The organism is Syntrophotaleaceae bacterium, assembly GCA_041390365.1.
In the GTDB taxonomy this organism is placed as follows: Bacteria; Desulfobacterota; Desulfuromonadia; order Desulfuromonadales; family Syntrophotaleaceae; genus JAWKQB01.
This window is the reverse complement of sequence record JAWKQB010000003.1, coordinates 619653-638177: the sequence shown is the minus strand read 5'-3', so window position 1 is coordinate 638177 and position 18525 is coordinate 619653. Positions and strand designations below refer to the sequence as shown.

Sequence of the window (18525 nt, the reverse complement as noted above, 5' to 3'; positions counted from 1 at the left end):
GCGGAGAGTGTTACAGCACTCTCCGCCCTTTTTGCTTTCGGTCGCTTCATATAGCCCTCCACCCAGTATATTTCCAGGACAATTTACCGTTTATCGCTCGGTTTCTCCACTTCGCCCTGATGATTATGATATCAGGATGCCCATAATTCTTGACCTGTGCAGGGTCTCCGGGTAGATTGGCGATACCAGCGTTTCAAATGGATTTTTTGGAGGGAACCATTGCACGGACCCCTTAAAGCCGACGTACGCCTGCCTAACCACTGCCGCCGCTGACATAGCGGCCAGTGGTTTTTTTGTTAATGAGATGCATCCTTTTCCGCTGAGCGAAGGAGGGTTGTTGGATGGGAAAAAACGGCAATTCTGGCAAGGACTCGCCTCCCGGCCACCTTCCGACGGCAGCCGGCCGGGAGACCGCGCTCGAAGAGGATCTAGACTCAATTTTTGCCATCGTCAAGGCCAAAACCGGCCATGATTTCTGCTCCTACAAAAAGAGCACCGTCCTTCGGAGGATCGAGCGGCGGATGGCGGTGAACGATCTGAAGGAGATGAAACAATACGTCGCCCTGCTTGAGGCCAGCGACCAGGAGCCCCGGGCACTCGGGCAGGAGATCCTCATCGGCGTCACCAGCTTCTTTCGCGATCCGGAGGCGTTCGAAACGCTGCGTCGCAGGGTTATCCCCCGGCTTTTCGACAGCCGTGACCCCGAGGATCCGGTGCGCATCTGGCACGCCTGCTGTGCAACCGGCGAAGAGGTTTATTCCACCGCCATCCTTATCAGCGAATACCTGCAGGAGAAGCGGATCGAGGTGAAGGTGCAGATCTTCGCCACGGACATCGATGAAGTTGCCATTGCCCAGGCCAGAACGGGGTTGTATGCCGACGATATCGCGGCCGACGTGGGTGAGGAGCGGCTCAAGGCCTTTTTCAGCAGAGTCGACGGGCGCTGGCAAGTGGCCAAGAAGTTGCGGGAGATGGTCGTCTTCGCCCATCACAGCCTGATCAAGGACCCCCCTTTCTCGCGGCTGGACTTGATGGTCTGCCGCAACTTCCTCATCTATCTCAACCCCGACATGCAGCAGCGCCTCATCTCCCTCTTTCATCTGGTGCTTAAACCGCAGGGCTGCCTCTTCCTGGGAGCCGCCGAAACCGTCGGGCGCTGCTCCGATCTCTTTGCTCCCCTGGACAAAAAATTGAAATTCTTCCTTCGCCGGGAGGGGAGCCGCCGTGAAGAAGCGGCTTTCCTTTTCAAGGTGCCGACTCGCCCATTTCTCCGGCTGGAACCGGCGAGAGCTGCATTGGACCGCACTGAACTCAATCCCGGTCAGATCGCGGAAAAGCTCCTTATGGAGCGCTACTCTCCCCCTTTTATCGTCGTTAACGAAAACTGCGACACGGTTCACGTCTCCACCCGGGGAATCCGGTTTCTCGAGGTGCCGGAGGGCGAACCGACCCGAAACCTTCTGAAAATGGCCCGGGAAGAGCTGCGCCCGGCACTGCGGGCGGCGATCTACAAGACTTTCAGCGAGCAGAAGCCTGTTGCCTTCCGTGGAGTCAAGGTGGCCTGCAGCGGGGAAACGGAGACGGTAAACGTACTGGTCGAACCCCTCAGGTCCTCGACACCTTCTGAACGCTTGGCAATGTTGGTTCTGGAACCGGGACTTTCACCGGCGGAGCCTGTCAGTATGTCATGCGAGTTAATTGATGGCGCGTCGAATGAAGAACTGGTCCGTCAGCTGGAGGAGCAGCTTCACATCACCCATGAGCAACTTCAGGCGGTCGCTGAACAGCTCGAAACCTCGCAGGAAGGCTTCATGTCGGCCAACGAGGAATTGATGTCGGCCAACGAGGAGCTTCAGTCCACCAACGAGGAGCTGGAATCCTCAAAAGAAGAGCTGCAATCCCTGAACGAAGAGCTGGTTACGGTCAATTCGGAGTTGCAGGGGAAGGTGGAGGAACTGGACAGGGCCAACAGCGACATGGAAAACCTGTTCATAAGTTCGGAGATCGCCACCATCTTTTTAGACCGGCAGCTCACCATCAGGCGCTTTTCCCCGGCGATGTCCTGTATTTTCAACCTGATTCAAACGGATGTCGGCCGCCCCTTCCGGCATTTGTCGGGCACCATCGACTGGGCCGGTCTGCCGGAGGACGCCCGAACGGTGCTTGCATCCCTGGACCCGGTGGAACGGGAGGTGGCCTCCGTGGACGGCCAAAGGCATTTCCTGATGCGGGTGCTCCCCTATCGGACCACTGAAGGCAGTATCGACGGGATCGTCGTCACGCTCGTCGATATATCCGATCGGAAGCGCGCCGAGGACCAGATCCGGAGCACGGCCCTGTTCCCGGAGGAGAACCCTTTCCCCGTTCTGCGGGTGAATGCCGATGGCGCCTTGCAGTACGCCAATCGGGCTTCGGAGCCCCTGTTGAATCAATGGCAATGCACCCTCGGGGGAATGGTTCCGGAGTTTGTGCGAGAGGAGCTGGAGGCGGCTCTGAGAACCGGAAAGAACCGGGAAAGGGAAATTCGCTGCGGTACGCGCGTTTTCTCCTTCGCCTTCGCGCCGATTCCCGAACGCGGCTACGTCAATCTCTATGGCCGCGACATCACCGAGCGCAAACAGGCGGCACTGGAGCTCCAAAGGCTCGGCCGGCAGCGGCGGCTGGCCCTGGATGCCGCCCGTCTGGGGTGGTGGCACTACGATCCCGTCACACAAGTCGCCTCCTGGGACAAGCGCTATAAGGAAATCTTCGAAGTTACCGGCTACCAGCGCCCCAACGACGAAATCCTCGCCCGCATTCACCCGGATGACCTGCCCTTGGTCTGGGCCAAGGTGGAGGCGGCCCTCGATCCGGTCAGCCCGCAGCCTTACAAGGCGGAGTACCGCATCAACCTCCCGGACGGCTCTGTGCGCTGGATAGAAGCCCATGGCATCGCCACGTTCGAGGGCGTCGGCGAGGCCCGGAAGGCGACAAGTTTCGTCGGCACGGTCGCGGACATCACCGAGCGCAAGCAGGCCGAGGACAAGCTTCAGAGCAGCCTGCAGCGATTCGAACTGCTGGCAGAGACCGCCGAAGAGCTCCTGCGGACAACCGACCCCCAAAAGGTCGTGGATGCGATCTGCCGCAGGGTCATGGAACAGTTGGGCTGCCATGTCTTCATCAATTTTCTGGTAGATGAGCAGCCCGGAAGACTGCGCCTGAACGCCTGTGCCGGCATTCCCGAGGAGGACGCCCGGCGGATCGAATGGCTCGACTATGGGGTCGGGATCTGCGGCTGCGTCGCGCGGGACGGCTGTCGCATTGTCGCCGAACATATTCCCACCTCCAGGGACCAGCGCACCGAACTGGTCAATTCCTGCGGCATCAAGGCCTATGCCTGTCATCCGCTGCTGGGTCCTGAAGGACAGCTTGTCGGCACTCTCTCTTTCGGAACCCGCAGCCGCGAAACCTTTAGCGAAGACGATCTCTCCCTGATGAAAGCCGTAACCGACCAGGTCGCGGTGGCCATGATCCGGATGAAAAACAAACAGGCCCTGCACGCAAGCGAGGAGCGATACCGTCAGCTTGTGCAGCAGGCCAACAGCGCCATCATTCGCTGGACGCGGGACGGGACAATCACCTTCTTCAACGAGTATGCCCAGGCTTTCTTCGGTTATCGGGCTGAGGAGGTGATCGGCAGGAACGTAGGCCTGCTCCTGCCCGAGCGGGAGTCGAGCGGGGCCGACCTGACCAAACTGGTGCGGGAGATCGTGGATCACCCGGAACGCTATCGGAGCAACCGCAATGAAAACCTGCGCAGGGACGGCCGCCGGGTCTGGATGAACTGGACCAACAATCCGATCCTCGATTGCAACGGCGAGGTGGCGGAAATCCTGGCCGTGGGCAGCGACATCACCGACCGCAAGCAGGCCGAGGATGCCCGCGAAGCCACGGTCGAGATGCTGCGGATCTGCAACATGGCCGCCGACACCCGGGAACTGATGCGCCGCCTCACCGCCTTCTTTCAGCGATTCTGTGGTTGCGAGGCCATCGGGGTGCGCCTGCAGGAGGGGAGCGATTTCCCCTATTATGAAACGCGTGGTTTTCCGGAAGAATTTTTGCGTACCGAAAATTCCCTCTGCGCCGTCGATGAAAAAGGGAAACTGAAATGCGACCAGAACGGACACCCTGTTCTCGATTGCATGTGCTGCCAAGTCCTTAACGGAAACTTCGACCCTTCCCAGCCCTACTTCACCCCCCGGGGCAGTTTCTGGACCAGCCGTTCGTCACAATTGAGGGTGAACAGCATCGATGCAGGACGGGCCAGAACCCGCAGCCGCTGCACCGGCAAGCGTTTCGAATCGGTGGCCATGATCCCTCTTCGCCTGCACGGCAAGACCCTCGGCCTGTTCCAGTTCAACGACCGGCGCAACGGGCGATTCACCGCCGAAACTATCGCCCTGCTGGAAAATATGGTCGATTACGTGGCCGTCGCTCTCGCCAAACTGAAAACCGATGAAGCCCTTGAAGAGTCGAGCCGGTTCAACCAGCAGATCATCAACAGCGCCGGGGAGGGTGTCATAGTCTTCGATCGCGATCTGCGTGTCCAGGTCTGGAATCCCTACATGGAGCAGTTGTCCGGGGTGCCGGCCAGTGAAAATCTCGGCCGTCATCCCGAGACATTGCCGTTTCTGCAGGAAACGGGATTGATCGAGCGGCTCGAGTCGGCCAGGGCCGGAAAAACGCCGGCTCCTCTCGAATTCAGGCTGAACTCCCCGGCCGGCTTCTCGGGCTGGTGCCTGGACACGAGTGCGCCCTTGCGGAACACCAAAGGGGAGATCATCGGCGTCATCAGCACCGTCCAGGACATCACCGAACGCAAGCGCTATGAAGAGGAGCTGGAATATCAGGCCAGCCATGACGCCCTGACCGACCTGGCCAACCGCAACCTGCTGGCCGATCGACTGGGGCAGAGCCTGATCTTCGCCGATCGTTCCAAGAGAATTGTGGCCGTCCTGCTGCTCGATCTCGACCGTTTCAAGGTGATCAACGACAGCTTGGGGCACAGCCAGGGCGACGACTTGCTGCGGACTGTTGCAGCCCGCCTGAATCATTGCGTCAGAGCCGGTGATACCGTGAGCCGCTTTGGCGGGGACGAGTTCGTCATCGCTCTGGCGGAGGTAGCCGAGTTGGACGATGTCGGCCTGATGGCCAAACGAATCCGGGACGCCCTGGCGGAACCGGTTCGGCTGGAGGGGCATGAGCTCCGAGTGACGGCCAGTATCGGCATCAGCCTTTATCCCAAGGATGGCGCTAATGTGGAGACCCTGCTGCGCCATGCCGATATCGCCATGTATCGAGCCAAGGAGGAAGGGGGGGACTCTTTCCGCTTCTTTGCGGAAGACATGAACTTGAGAATTCAGGGAACCCTGGAACTGGAGACCGACCTGGCCCGGGCCCTGCAGCGAGGCGAATTCGCCCTTCACTATCAGCCGAAAGTGGAAATAGGGTCGGGCCGGATCGCCGGATGCGAGGCCCTGGTGCGGTGGCGCCACCCTCAGAAGGGTCTAATCCCGCCGGGCTCCTTCATTCCTCTGGCCGAGGAGACCGGGTTGATCGTTCCCTTGGGAGAATGGGTTCTGCGGGAGGCCTGCTTCCAGGCCAAGGCCTGGCAGGAGAAGGGGCTGCCAATTAAAGTGGCGGTCAACCTTTCCGCCCGCCAATTCCGCCAAACCAGTCTGATCGAGCAGGTGCGGACGATTCTGGAGGAAACAGGACTGTCTGCGGATATGCTGGAACTGGAACTCACCGAGAGCATGATCATGCACGACCCCGCCGGCGCCGCCGAAACCATGCGTCACCTCAAGAAACTGGGGATCCGCTTGGCCCTGGACGATTTCGGCACCGGCTATTCAAGTCTCAACTACCTGCGGCGCTTCCCTGTCGATCACCTCAAAATCGACCGCTCCTTCATCACGGACGCAACCCACGATGCCAGCGCCGCAGCCATGGTCGCCGGTGTCGTCGCCATCGCCCGCAGCCTCGGCATCAAGGCGGTCGCCGAAGGGGTCGAAACCAGAGAGCAGCTCGATCTGCTCGCGGGCTGCCAGTGCGACGCTTACCAAGGTTATCTCTTCAGCAAGCCGCTCCCGCCCGACGAGTTCGCACCTCTGCTTTTTAGGACTGCAGACCGGTGTACGAATTGAGTCTGATCGTGCCCGGCACTTTCCCGGCCTCAGCACAAAACCTTTGCCGATGCCGAAACCGGACCTGGTTTTTTCTCGTTACCCTAAATTTAAGTGAACATGAGAAAGGCAGCACTGGTTATGCTGCCTTTCTCCACAGGAAGGTTCCATTTAAGGCTTATGCTTCTGAGGGGGTGTTGAACTCGTAACCGCAGGCCGGGCATTTCACGGTCGCACCATCAGAACTCCTGGTGCCTGTCGTGGCGCAGCCTGCAAGCAGAAGAGCGGCCAGGATCATTCCCACTAATGCTTTGATACGTTTCATTTTTGCCTCCTTTTTAGGGGTCTGAAACTATTATATCGACTCATCCAACCATTTGAATATTACAAATAGCACTTTTAATGCCAAATGATATTCTAAGGAAAACCACTAATTAAAACAAATACTTAGACTATGATTTGGGGTTTTTTTATGAATAGTGCGGGGTTGGCTGGAGACTATTCTATTCCCGCATGAAGAATATTCTTTTCACAATGACGTTGGGCCTTTTCTAAGAACCTTAAAATTAAAAAAGGCAGCACGACAGGTGCTGCCTTTCAAAACGGAGCTGCTCACTCTGACCATAAATCCTTATTTTTGTCGCTCCTTCAGCCCATAGCGGCAGGTTACCACCGGCAAAGCCCTTTATCCGGCCTTTTCCATCGCAACGGCGCAGAGTTTGAGTTCAGGGACCTTGGCCAAAGCATCGAGGCTGTCGGATGTCAGAACGTTGATGTCGCTCGAATGGAAGGTCGTGAACAGCGTTCCTTCCGGCACCCGGTCGGTCACCTGAACCTTTATCTCGAACCTGCCCCTGCGGGAACGCAGCTTCACCTTGCCGCCGTCGACGATCCCCAGCCGTTCCGCATCGGCCGGGTTGACCTCCAGAATATCCTCCGGCGCCAGGTTGAAAAGCGCCTTCGATTGGCGGGTGCAGGCTCCGGTATGGATATGATACAGCTCCTTGCCGGTGATCAGCATAAACGGAAACTCTTCATCGGCCTTCTCCGCCGGCGGCTGGTACTCGGCCGGGAAAAATTTCCCTTTCCCGGTGTCGGTCTTGAAGGTTTGCCCCCACATGAATTCGGTGCCGGGATGATCCTTAGTCGGGCAGGGTATCCGCAGTCCCCCCTCTTCGAGGCGGTCATAGGAAATGCCGCCATAGCTTGGGGTCAGAGAGGCGATCTCGTCCATGATGTCCGCCGGAGACGCGTAATCCATGGCATAGCCCATCCTCCGGCTGAGTTCGCGGATGATCTCCCAATCCGGCCTGCTCTCCCCGACCGGATCGATGACCGCCCGCACCCGCTGCACCAAGCGGTAGCCGCTGGTAAAGGTGCCGTCCTTTTCGGCAAAGGAGCTGGCGGGCAGGACCACGTCCGCGACCTCTGCTGTTTCGGTCAGAAACATGTCCTGAACCACGAGAAAATCCAGGGCGTCGATAACCTGTCGGGCTTTCCCCAGGTTGGGGCTGTTTCGCAACAGGTTGTCTCCCACGACATACAGGCCTTTGATATGGCCGTTGCCGAGCGCCATGTCGGATTGGGTCAGACCCGGTTTGCGGGAAAGGGGCACGCCCCAGGCCTTTTCGAATTTTTCGGCGACCTGCGGATTGTCGACCCGCTGTCCCCCCGAATAGGCGACCGGGGAGCAACCTGTATCACCGGCACCCGGTCCGTTGCTGTGCTTGCCGATGCCGTTGACGCCCGTGCCGGCCTTGCCCAGGTTTCCGGTCAGCAGGGCCAGGTTGCAGAGCGCGGCCACATTGTCCGTTCCTCGGGTGTTGTGGATAACTCCCATGCCGTAGAACAGGGAGGCGCGCTCAGCTCTGCCGTAGAGCCGGGCCGCGGCGATGATCTGTTCCTGGGGTACGCCGGTGATCTCCTCCACCTTCTCCGGCGGGTAGTGCGCCACGACCTTGCGCAATTCGTCCATGCCGGAGGTTCTTTCAGCGATGAAACCGGCATCCTCGAGCCCCTCCGCCAGAATCACGTTCATCATGCCGTTGATCAGGGCAACGTCCGTTCCCAGCCTGGGCCGCAGCCAGTGATCGCTGTAATCGACGAGCTCGATCCGTCGGGGGTCCACGACGATGAGCTTGACCTTCCCTTCCTTCAGTTTCCGTTTCAGCATGTCGCCGAACACCGGGTACATCTCGGTCATGTTCAGGCCGGTCACGAAAACCACTTCCGTTGTTTTGAGGAGCCTGGGCGAATTCGTCGCCGGCCCGGCGCCGAAGGCCCTGCCGAGCGCCACGCCGCTGGGCGAGTGACAGAACCGGACGCAGAAATCGATATTGTTGGTGCCGATGGCGGCACGCATGAATTTCTGGAAAAGATAATCCTCCTCGGTGGTGGTTTTTGCGGAAGCGATGCCGCCGAGCGCGTCGCTGCCGTATTTCTCCTTGATCCTCTGGAAATTTGCGGCGACGTAATCCAGGGCCTCGTCCCAGCCTGCCGGTTCGAGTTTTCCGTTTTTCCTGATGAGCGGAGTCGTCAGACGATTGGGACTGTTGACGAAATCGAAACCGAATCGTCCTTTTACGCAGAGGTGGCCCTGATTGTCCGTGTTCTCCTTCTCCACCCCATAGGCCCGAATCAGCTTGTTGTCCCTGGCCCAGAATTCTATCTGGCAGCCGCCGCCGCAATGGGTGCAGGTCGTCTGCACCTTTTCGACCTCCCAGGTACGGCCCTGCGAGCGCGCCAGCTTCTCCGTCAGCGCCCCGGTCGGGCAGGCCTGGAGGCAGGCGCCGCAGGATTTGCAGTCGGTTTCGCCCAGGGGTTCGCGCAATCCGGCATTGATGGTCAGACCCGGCCCGCGATCGGCAAAATCGATGATCTGCCGATCGGTGATCTCGGAACAGGCCCTGACACAGCGACCGCAGAGGATGCAGCGATTGGGGTCCCTGACAATGACCTCGCTCGATTCATCCAGGGAACTCACCTCCTGGTTTACCGGAAAGCGGATGCTCTTCACATCCAGCCGATACGCCAGTTCCTGCAGTTCGCACCGGCCGCAGCTTTCACAGAGAAGGCAGTTGTGTTCGTGTTCGGACAGGATCATTTCAAGGTTGAGCCGACGAAACCGGTTGATTTCTTCGTCTTCCGTCGTCACCTTCATTCCGTCCGTTACCTTTGTGGAACAGGAGGGCACCAGCCCGCGCATGCCCTCTACCTTGACCAGGCAGAGCCTGCACACCCCCACGGAACTCAGCCCCTCTTTATGGCAGAGATGGGGAATCGGGAAGCCGTTTTCCTCACAGGCGTTCAATAGAACCGAACCTTCTTCCGCGATGCAGGGTTTGCCGTTGATGTGTATAGTGACCATGATCCGTCCCTCGATTCTAGAGAACGCCGATGGCGTCGAATTTACAGACATCCTTGCAGAGACCGCACTTCACGCATTTGGCGAAGGAAATCCGGTGTGCCTTGCCGATCTCACCCTCGATGGCATTTTCCGGACAGACTTTTTTGCAGACCCCGCAGCCGACGCATTTGGTTGCATCGATGGAAAACTGAATGAGCGGCTTGCACACTCCGGCGGGACATTTTCTGTCCTTTATGTGCGCCTCATATTCATCCCGGAAAAAGCGCAGGGTGCTTAGGGTGGGGTTGGCCGCCGTCTGCCCCAGAGCGCACAGCGAGGTCTTTTTGATGCAGTCCGCCAGACCGACGAGGCTCTCCAGATCCTCCATCTCGCCTTTGCCGTCGCTGATTTTTTCCAGATAATGGATCATCAGCGGCAGGCCCCTTCTGCAGGGAACGCACTGTCCGCACGATTCGTCCTGATCGAACTGAAGGAAAAACTTGGCCGCGTCGATCATGCAGGAGTCCTGATCGAGGATGACCATCCCCCCGGAACCCATGATGGAGCCGATACCCTGCAGGGATTCGTAGTCGATGGGCAGGTCGAGATGTTCCTCGGGCACGAACCCACCCGAAGGTCCTCCCAACTGCGCGGCCTTGAACTCCTTGCCGTTGGGGATGCCGCCGCCAATGGCATAGAGGATGTCCCGCATGGTGGTCCCCATGGGGACTTCCACCAGACCACTGTTCATGATCTGCCCCGTTAGGCAGAATACCTTGGTGCCTTTTGTCGTTTCCGAGCCGAGTGAACTCCACCACTCCGCTCCCTTGCGGATGATCAGGGGGATGTTGAAAAGGGTGCCGACATTGTTGATCACCGTCGGCTTGCCGAACAGACCTTCGATGGCGGGGAAGGGGGGACGAATCCGCGGGTTGCCGCGCTTCTGCTCGAGCGAAGCCAGCAGGGCCGTCTCTTCCCCACAGACAAAGGCCCCGGAGCCGAGAAACAGCTCGACGTCGAAATCGAAGCCGCTGCCCAGGATGTTCTTCCCCAGAAAGCCGTATTCCCGGGCCTGGGCAATGGCCTGTCTCAGGGTCTCCACGGCCAGGGGATACTCGGCCCGGATATAGATATAGCCCCGGCTGGCGCCGATGACATAGGCGGCAATCGCCATCCCTTCCAACAGGGCATGGGGGTTGCCTTCCAGTTCGGCCCGATTCATGTAGGCACCGGGATCCCCTTCGTCGGCGTTGCAGACAAGGTATTTCTGGTCTCCGGCGGCATTGCGGGCGAATTCCCATTTTCGGCCCGTCGGGAACCCGGCGCCGCCCCGCCCCCTGAGACCGGCGGCCTTCACTTCGTCGAGGATCTCTCCGCTATCCCTCTGCAGGGCCATGGCCAAAGCGGAATATCCGTCATGAAAGAGATAATCGTCGATGCGCAAAGGATCCACTTCACCAAGCAACTCCGTGACCCTGCGGACCTGTCTGGTGAAAAAGGGCATATCCAGGTCGATCCGGTACTTTTCGAGGATCTCGTTTTTCTGCAGATGGCTGCGCACCACCTCGGCCGCTTTCGCTCCGTCGAGATATCCGTAGACGGTGGAATCGTGTCCCTGCCGAATGGATATATACGGCTCGATGAAGCAGCAGCCCATGCAACCATGTTCCAGAACCAGGACATCGTCCCTGCCGCAGGGCTCGATCTCTTTCCGCACGGCGTCCAAAACCTTACCGGCGCCGGAAGCAAGTCCGCAGGTCGACCCGTAGACGATGATCTGTGTCTTTTCCGAATCCGCTGCTTTGCTTGCCGAAATCTTTTGTCGCAGCAGTGCCAGATCTTCAAATGTTCGTATCTGCATGGCCATACCTCTATTTGTATTTTTCAAGCACGGAGGGGATTGTTTCGGAGGACAAGCTGCCATAGACATCGCCGTCGACGGTCATCACCGGACCGATGGCGCAACAGCCAACACACCTGACCTCCTCGAGGGAAAACCTTCGATCGGTACTGGTTTCGCCCGGATCGATGCCGTATTCGGCCTTGATTTTTTCGATCAGCTTCCCGGCCCCCCGCACATAGCAGGCGGTGCCCATGCAGACGCGGATCTGGTGCCTTCCGGGAGGGTTTTCCTGGAAAAAGTTATAGAAACTGACAATGCCGTGAACTCTGCTTGGCGGAAGATTCAACTCGCGGGCGATCATTCTCTGCGAATCCCGGGAAACATATCCCAGGCTGCGCTGAACCTCCTGAAGAATCGGGACCAGATCATTGACGTCTCTGCTGTGGCTGGCAATAATGTCGGCTATACCGTGATCCGTTTCCATAAGCGCTTGACCTTTCATGGACCAATGGATGAGGGAGCTACCCCGCCTTGAATAGCACTCTTGATGCCAGCGACCGGCCGAACGCAAACTTATGTAAAGTATCAGGGACTTAAGGGACCTGGTGGCATAAAACAGGAAGTTCCTGCTCATGATTTTTTGAAGAATATTCTCTCCTCAATGAAGAATATTCTTCATATCTGAAGGCAACAAGGGTGTATGATCCGTAGTAAAAGGGGCCGGAACCGAAGTATCCAGAGGGGAACAGTTCTTGAAATGAATTACCGGAAGGCCTCTCAATGCTTCTTCGTTTTTGTGGTTCTGAAAGGGGTTTTTTGACAAGTTTTTCATCCAAACCTCAAGGGGGAGTTGACCTCGTGAACCAATCCGCCGGTTGTCCGATAGACAAAGAGCCGCCTTTTCAGTCTGCGGCAAAAGATGACCTGTCTTCCAGCATGGAAGGCATCGGGCAGCATCTTCCTCAGGGGAGACGGCTTTTTGTACTGGTGTTTTTCATCGCCGGAATCACCCTGCTCCATTATCTAACGCCCCTTGACCTTCCCAAACCCCACTGCGTCTATCAGAGGCTCTACTACCTTCCGCTGATCCTTGCTGCCTTCTGGTATGGGTTTCGGGGTGGAATGCTCTGTGCGTTCATCGTGACCGTCGCCTACCTGCCCTTTCTTCTCTATCCCAAATCGACATGGGCTGCCTTGACCCTGGAACAGTACCTGGAAATTCTTCTCTACTACGTCGTCGGCGGCGTCACCGGGTTTCTGTCCCAGAGAGAACGGATGCAGGCCTACCGGCTGCGGCAGACGGCCTTGGGCCTGGAACAGTCCTATGAAAAGCTGAGCCGTCAGTCGGAGCGCATCAGCAATATGGAGGGTCAGCTGCGCAAATGCGAACGGCTTTCCACCATCGGAGAGCTCTCCGCCGTTCTCGCCCATGAAATTCGCAATCCCCTGGGTTCCATCCAGGGGACGGCGGAAATTCTCAAGGACGATTTCCAGCCGGGGGACAGAAAATACGAGTTCCTGGAAATCATGGTGCGGGAATCGAAACGGCTCAACAGGGTGGTGGAGGATTTCCTGCGCCTGGCGCGGCCGCAACCGGTTCTGATGGGGTGTTGCGACCTCGCCGAGGAGCTGCACAATGTCATTTCCCTGTTAACCTGCGAAGCCAAAAAGAGGAAGGTCGCCTTTGAGTGCAGAATCGATCCCATGCCCACCATAGCCGGAGATCCGGAACGGCTGCGCCAGGCATTCCTGAACATCGTTCTCAACGGCCTGCAGGCCTCCCCGGAAGGCGGCGCAGTGACCATCACCATGAGACGGGAAGAGCCCGCGCCCGGCGGAACGGCCTGGGTGGAACTGGTCTTTTCGGATACGGGGCCGGGCATTCCCATCGAGGCGAGGGACAAAATTTTCGAACCCTTCTTCACCACCAAGGAAGGCGGAACCGGGCTGGGCCTGGTGACCACCCGCAAAATCATCGAGGCCCACGGCGGCAGCATCACGGTGGAGAATTCACCGACCCAGGGAGCTGCCTTCCATATCCGTCTGCCGGGCAAGGGTTGTGAAAAATGAAAGAAAAAATCCTGATAATCGATGATGATCCTTCCTTCCGTCGGGTTCTGGGGTACAACCTCCAGGAGGAAGGATACGAAGTCCATGCAGCGGTCTCTGGAGCCGAAGGCTTGCGGGAGTTTGACGAACACCAACCGCCCCTCGTCATCACCGACCTGAAGATGCCGGGTATCGACGGTTTCCGTGTGCTGCGGGAGATCAAGGAACGCTCGCCCGACACGATCATTATCATCATGACCGCTTTCGGCGCCGTCGACACCGCCGTCGAGGCGATGAAGCTGGGAGCCTACGACTACATCACCAAACCCTTCAACCGGGACGAATTGAAACTGGTGGTGCGCAAGGCCATCGAGGTTTCCAACCTGTCCCGGGAAAACCGCCAGCTCAAGGATCGGCTGACGGAAAAGATCGATTTCGAGAATATCGTTGGCATTTCCCCGGCGATGGAGAGAGTTTTCAATATCGTGCGGAAGGTTGCCGACACGGAGGCGACCATTCTGATCACCGGTGAATCCGGAACCGGCAAGGAACTGGTGGCCAGAGCGATTCACCTGTTGAGTTCCCGCAAGGCGGCGGTATTCACTCCCATCAACTGCGCGGCAATCCCCAGGGATCTTCTCGAAAGCGAGCTTTTCGGCCATGTCAAAGGCGCTTTCACCGGAGCAACCGCAGACAAGACAGGAAAATTCAAGCAGGCAGACGGCGGCACCCTCTTTCTCGACGAGGTGGGAGAGCTTTCTCTCGATCTGCAGCCCAAACTTCTGCGCGCCCTGCAGGAAAGGATCGTGGAGCCGGTCGGAAGTACCAAATCGATCCCTGTGGACGTTCGGGTGGTGGCGGCCACCAATCTCGACATGGAAGAGGCGATGAAAAACGGAAATTTCCGCGATGACCTCTATTACCGGCTTTCCGTCATCCCCATACATATTCCGCCCCTGCGGGAGCGGAAGGAAGATATTCCGTTGCTGCTCAAACACTTTGCCATGAAACACAGCAGGGAAGACGTCGAGTTCGACCGGGAGGCCATCGCTGCCCTCACGGATTATCCCTGGCCGGGAAACGTCCGGGAACTTGAGAATACGGTTCAACGGCTGATCATCATGCGGGAAACTGAGACCATTCGCCGCGCCGACCTGCCGGAGAAGATCCTGTGCGGGACAAAAGGCTCGAAAAACAAGGTTGTCAATATCCCGGTCGAAGGCTATCCGTTGGAGCAATTGGAGAAGGAGGTGGTGATCGAAGCTTTGGAGCGCAAAGGATGGAACCGGACGAGTGCCGCTGAATTCCTGAAAATCCCGCGGCATATTCTGCTCTACCGGATGGAAAAGTACGGCATCACTCCACCGGGAAAAGAGTGACGCCCAGGAAACCTTCTGGTCATCGGAGCGGCCTTTCCCTCGCTGGAAGACCTGTTGCCCTTGACGGACGGGGCAATCGTCGGCAGCTTTTTCAAATGCGACGGGGTGCTGAAGAACCCGGTCGACACCTCCCGGGTCAAAAAATTCATGCAGGCGGCCAGGGCTGTCAGACAGGGTGCTTGAAAAACCATCCGGAACAATTAAATTGGTGAAGAACAAAGAAAAGGAATTCAGGCATCATGTCGGGATTTGTCGAACTGTTCGTCACTTTTTTTGTTCAGATGTTCATCATCGTCGATCCGATTGTCGGGGTTCCGGTTTTTCTTGCCATCACTCCCGACAAAAGCCGCGCAGAACGTCGCAGTATGGCCTTTCGCGGCTGTCTTGCAGCCTTCGGGATTCTTGTTTTCTTCCTGCTCGCCGGTTCCCCCCTGCTCGGTCGCCTGGGAATCACCGCTCCGGCCATCCGGATCTGCGGTGGAGGGCTTCTGTTCTTCATCGGCCTGGAAATGCTGTACGGGCGCAGGAGCGGGACCGAAACAAGCTACCGCGAACAGCGCCTTGCCGAGAAGAAGGAGGACATCTCCATCACCCCACTCGCCGTCCCTTTGCTGGCCGGACCCGGGGCCATAACCACCGCCCTGATTTTCGCCGACAAGGCGCAGAGCTTTCCCCATTATCTGGCCCTGCTGCTCGCTTTGGCCGCGGTCTTCGGCGCCACGTTTCTTTTTCTGCGTCAGGCCGACCGCTTCATGAACCTTATCGGTCCCCTTGGAAGCACCATTCTCGCCCGGGTCATGGGTCTGGTGCTTGCGTTTCTCTCCGTCCAGTACGTCATCGACGGGATTGCCGCGGTTTGGCCCGGAACCTGATTCCTTGCCATCGAACCTGGTCCCGATTCGGTCTTCGCGAAAGAAGGAATTACCGATGAAAATCAAGATTCAATATTGCGCCTCCTGAGGGCAACAGGAACGGGCAGCGGGTCTCGCTGCAGAACTGAGGGAGACAATTCCCGGCATTGATATCGAGCTTGTCGCCGGCCGGCAGCCTGGCGAATTTGCGATCTTCGTGGACGACAGACAGGTGTTTTCACGCCTGGAGCAGAGACGCTTTCCGGAGATGGAGGATCTTATGGAGATTTACCGGATGTGGACAGGCATTTATCCGGATTTCCCGGATTAGTCGAGGGTTCATCCGGAAACTCCGGATGGGAACGGATCGCGTATGCCGAAGGAAAAACCAATATCCAATTATCTGCGGTCCTGCCACAGAACGTCACCTCTGTTCCCGTAAAGCGGCTATCCGCTCTTCAAGGGGCGGATGGGTCATGAACAGACGGCGGATTCCCCGCGCCCTGGTTCCCGAAATCCCGAAAGCCGCCATCTGGTCCGGCAGGGGAGCGGTGGGCGTACCCTGCAGGCGCTGCAAGGCAGCGATCATCTTCTCCCGGCCGGCAAGGGAGGCGCTGCCGGCATCGGCACGAAATTCCCTTCTGCGGCTGAAATAGAGCACGACGATAGTAGCGAGGATGCCGAACACCATCTGGGCCAGGAAAGCCGTGACGAAAAACGCCGGTCCATGGCCACGCTCGGTCTTGAACACGATGCGGTCGACCAGATATCCCACCACCCGCGAGAGCACGATAACGAAGGTGTTGACCACCCCCTGAATCAGGGCCAGGGTGACCATGTCGCCATTCGCCACATGGCTGACCTCGTGGGCGAGCACGGCTTCAGCCTCCGCTTCATTCATGTTTTGCAGCAAACCGCTGCTGACCGCCACCATCGCCCGGTTGCGACGCATTCCGGTGGCGAAGGCATTGACGGTTGGTGAATTGTAGATGGCGACTTCCGGCATGCCGATGCCGGCCTGTTGGGCCTGGCGCTGTACGACATTGACCAGCCAGGCTTCGGTATGACTGGCCGGGGTCTCGATGACCCGGGCGCCGGTCAGGCGCTTGGCGGTCCATTTGGACAGGGCCAGCGACAGGAAGGAGCCGCCGAATCCGAAAACGGCCGCAAAGATCAAAAGATTGTACAGATCGAGCCCGACCCCCTGCTCGTCCAGAATACGGTCGACCCCCAGCAGGCTCAGCACGACGCCGAGCACCATGATGATGGCCAGGTTGGTCACGAGAAACAGCAGAACGCGCTTCATAGAATCCTCCATGATGGAAATATCACGGGATATTTTAACGTTAATTGCAGGTTTTTCCAGAGTGAGAAGTGAGGAGGAAATTCAAAATACCAGCCGGATACCGACCCCGATACCGACCCCGATACCGATACCGATACCGATACCGATACCGATACCGAAAAAAATTTTAGCGCAGAAGGGGCTGATCGAAGGTACCGATAAGACGGAACTGGTAGGAGCCGTCGGCGGCAGGCTTTTGGGTCAGGGCGAGCAGTTCCCCGATCTCCCGCAACTGGGAATCCGCTTTGAGAGTGGCCGTCAGGCGCAGGTTGCTGGTTTCCACCGGTTGCCGAAAAACTATCGAGCCCTTGCCATCGACCAGAATGGCCCCCCCGGTAAGACCCAACCGCTCCACCTGCAGAATAGTTCCCTGACCTTTTCCTTCCATCTGAAACTGGCCGAGTTGCAGAATCTCGGGCCCGAGGCCGAGGGACTGAAGGCCGGTCAATTCCAGATTTTCAAATTGCGCGCTGACTATCGATTCCCCTTCGGCCGGAAAGGGGTAGGTTCCCTCCAGCCGGACGTCCCCGGCAACGCCTCCCAGAACCAGGGAGCCGCTTTCGCTGAGGGGGAAGGAAAACCGGACCTGCTGCAGGTTGAGGGCCAGCTTGCCGTCGGCCCCCACCGATCCTTCCGCCGTTCCCTGATTCAGCCGCCCGGAAAAGGAAAATGCCCTTCTTCCAAAAAGAAGACTGCTCCACACCGGCTTCACCCGCAGGGAGTCGATCTTGAGGTCCGTGAAAAGCCCGGGCATTTCCGCCCGAATGTTGCTGAACTGCATCTGCAGCGGGAATACGAAATCCAACTCGGCAATCCGGACATCGGCACCGTACTGAGCGGCCAGCTCATTCTCGATCCGATACTTCAAGGGATCCGTCGGGAAAAACCAGATGATACCGAGAAGGAACGAGGTCAGCAGGAGCGCCGTCAGCAGAATAGTGTAACCTTTTCCTTCCGTCGGCAGGGTCCAGTTCCGCGGGATTCTCGCCAGAATATTGTCCATTCGGTTTTTCATGCTTTTTTCCGCAGCGTGGAGATGTCCAGTGTGACGTCCAGAAGCTCCATATTCGGCTTCCGGCTTCGGATCTGCAGCGTGGTGATGTTGAGCGGCACCTCTGCCGCTTCGATTTCATAAATGAGGCGGACGACCTGCTGAAGGCTGATTTTTTCCAGCTTCACCTCAAGGGCTGTCTCCTCGTAATCCCCTTGCCGGGTCGCCGGTTTGGGACGCATGAACACCAGGTTTTCCCTGCCGGCAGCTTCCTGGACCTTCTGTTCGACAAAGGAAAACAGAGAAAAGTTGACCGCCTGGGATACCTTCCTCTCGGCCGCCGCCACGCGTTCCTGAAGATCGAGAATCTCGGCTTTCAAAACGGCCATTTCTCCGACCTGCTTCTGGCGCTGGGCGATCTTCCGGTCGAGATTGGCCATCTGATTTTTGTAGGGAGCGATGCCCCCCCAGTACAGGATGGCCAGAAAAACAAAAGCGATACCCAAGCAGACAAGGATTTTCTCCCGCATGTTGAGGCGATTGAACTTGTTCATAAG

The 18525-nt window shown here is 57.9% G+C and carries 12 protein-coding genes; 5 read left to right on the top strand and 7 right to left on the bottom strand.

What is annotated here, in order from left to right; all coding sequences use genetic code 11:
• The first annotated feature begins 341 nt into the window (after positions 1–341).
• A complete protein-coding gene (locus R2940_15210; GenBank protein ID MEZ4601137.1) occupies positions 342–6185 on the top strand; it encodes an EAL domain-containing protein in 5844 nt (1947 codons plus the stop codon).
• A 157-nt stretch (positions 6186–6342) separates the two neighbouring features.
• Here R2940_15210 and R2940_15205 read toward each other — a convergent pair whose 3' ends face one another.
• The 4 genes from R2940_15205 to R2940_15190 form a co-directional block, all read right to left on the bottom strand.
• Complete coding sequence (locus tag R2940_15205) at positions 6343–6489, bottom strand: hypothetical protein (protein ID MEZ4601136.1); 147 nt, start codon at positions 6487–6489, stop codon at positions 6343–6345.
• A gap of 360 nt (positions 6490–6849) precedes the next feature.
• Positions 6850–9531, bottom strand: coding sequence for a formate dehydrogenase subunit alpha (gene fdhF / locus R2940_15200; GenBank protein MEZ4601135.1), 2682 nt, complete (start codon positions 9529–9531; stop codon positions 6850–6852).
• Between the two features lie 16 nt (positions 9532–9547).
• Positions 9548–11371: an NADH-ubiquinone oxidoreductase-F iron-sulfur binding region domain-containing protein gene (locus tag R2940_15195; GenBank protein MEZ4601134.1), complete on the bottom strand. Its 1824-nt coding sequence runs from the start codon at positions 11369–11371 to the stop codon at positions 9548–9550.
• 10 nt (positions 11372–11381) lie between these two features.
• On the bottom strand, positions 11382–11837 hold the full coding sequence (locus tag R2940_15190; protein MEZ4601133.1) for an NAD(P)H-dependent oxidoreductase subunit E: 456 nt from the start codon (positions 11835–11837) through the stop codon (positions 11382–11384).
• A 374-nt stretch (positions 11838–12211) separates the two neighbouring features.
• On the opposite strand from R2940_15190, the gene R2940_15185 reads away from it, so the two are divergent.
• From R2940_15185 to R2940_15170, 4 genes are read left to right on the top strand one after another with little or no spacing between them, the layout of a single operon-like run.
• Positions 12212–13423, top strand: a complete 1212-nt coding sequence (locus R2940_15185) for an ATP-binding protein (GenBank protein ID MEZ4601132.1) — start codon at positions 12212–12214, stop codon at positions 13421–13423.
• Positions 13420–14781, top strand: coding sequence for a sigma-54 dependent transcriptional regulator (locus R2940_15180; protein ID MEZ4601131.1), 1362 nt, complete (start codon positions 13420–13422; stop codon positions 14779–14781). The genes R2940_15185 and R2940_15180 overlap by 4 nt, the downstream gene beginning before the upstream one ends.
• 15 nt (positions 14782–14796) lie before the next feature.
• Positions 14797–14964 (top strand): BtpA/SgcQ family protein, encoded by a 168-nt coding sequence (locus tag R2940_15175; GenBank protein MEZ4601130.1) that lies wholly within the window; start codon positions 14797–14799, stop codon positions 14962–14964.
• A 56-nt stretch (positions 14965–15020) separates the two neighbouring features.
• Positions 15021–15653, top strand: a complete 633-nt coding sequence (locus R2940_15170; GenBank protein ID MEZ4601129.1) for a MarC family protein — start codon at positions 15021–15023, stop codon at positions 15651–15653.
• A 403-nt stretch (positions 15654–16056) separates the two neighbouring features.
• Here the strand turns inward: R2940_15170 and htpX are convergent, their stop codons facing one another.
• From htpX to gspM, 3 genes are all read right to left on the bottom strand, one after another.
• On the bottom strand, positions 16057–16938 hold the full coding sequence (htpX, locus tag R2940_15165) for a protease HtpX (protein MEZ4601128.1): 882 nt from the start codon (positions 16936–16938) through the stop codon (positions 16057–16059).
• A 166-nt stretch (positions 16939–17104) separates the two neighbouring features.
• Complete coding sequence (gspN, locus tag R2940_15160; protein MEZ4601127.1) at positions 17105–17992, bottom strand: type II secretion system protein GspN; 888 nt, start codon at positions 17990–17992, stop codon at positions 17105–17107.
• On the bottom strand, positions 17989–18522 hold the full coding sequence (gspM, locus tag R2940_15155) for a type II secretion system protein GspM (GenBank protein ID MEZ4601126.1): 534 nt from the start codon (positions 18520–18522) through the stop codon (positions 17989–17991). Before gspM ends, gspN begins: the two co-directional genes overlap by 4 nt.
• Positions 18523–18525: the final 3 nt, after the last annotated feature.

What these genes read in the sequence shown, in the direction of transcription:
- R2940_15180 (MEZ4601131.1), top strand. Translation starts at nt 13,420, where the DNA reads ATGAAAGAAAAAATCCTGATAATCGATGATGATCCTTCCTTCCGTCGG.
- fdhF (MEZ4601135.1), bottom strand. Translation starts at nt 9,531, where the DNA reads ATGGTCACTATACACATCAACGGCAAACCCTGCATCGCGGAAGAAGGT.
- gspM (MEZ4601126.1), bottom strand. Translation starts at nt 18,522, where the DNA reads ATGAACAAGTTCAATCGCCTCAACATGCGGGAGAAAATCCTTGTCTGC.
- R2940_15195 (MEZ4601134.1), bottom strand. Translation starts at nt 11,371, where the DNA reads ATGCAGATACGAACATTTGAAGATCTGGCACTGCTGCGACAAAAGATT.
- htpX (MEZ4601128.1), bottom strand. Translation starts at nt 16,938, where the DNA reads ATGAAGCGCGTTCTGCTGTTTCTCGTGACCAACCTGGCCATCATCATG.
- R2940_15190 (MEZ4601133.1), bottom strand. Translation starts at nt 11,837, where the DNA reads ATGGAAACGGATCACGGTATAGCCGACATTATTGCCAGCCACAGCAGA.
- gspN (MEZ4601127.1), bottom strand. Translation starts at nt 17,992, where the DNA reads ATGAAAAACCGAATGGACAATATTCTGGCGAGAATCCCGCGGAACTGG.
- R2940_15210 (MEZ4601137.1), top strand. Translation starts at nt 342, where the DNA reads ATGGGAAAAAACGGCAATTCTGGCAAGGACTCGCCTCCCGGCCACCTT.
- R2940_15205 (MEZ4601136.1), bottom strand. Translation starts at nt 6,489, where the DNA reads ATGAAACGTATCAAAGCATTAGTGGGAATGATCCTGGCCGCTCTTCTG.
- R2940_15170 (MEZ4601129.1), top strand. Translation starts at nt 15,021, where the DNA reads ATGTCGGGATTTGTCGAACTGTTCGTCACTTTTTTTGTTCAGATGTTC.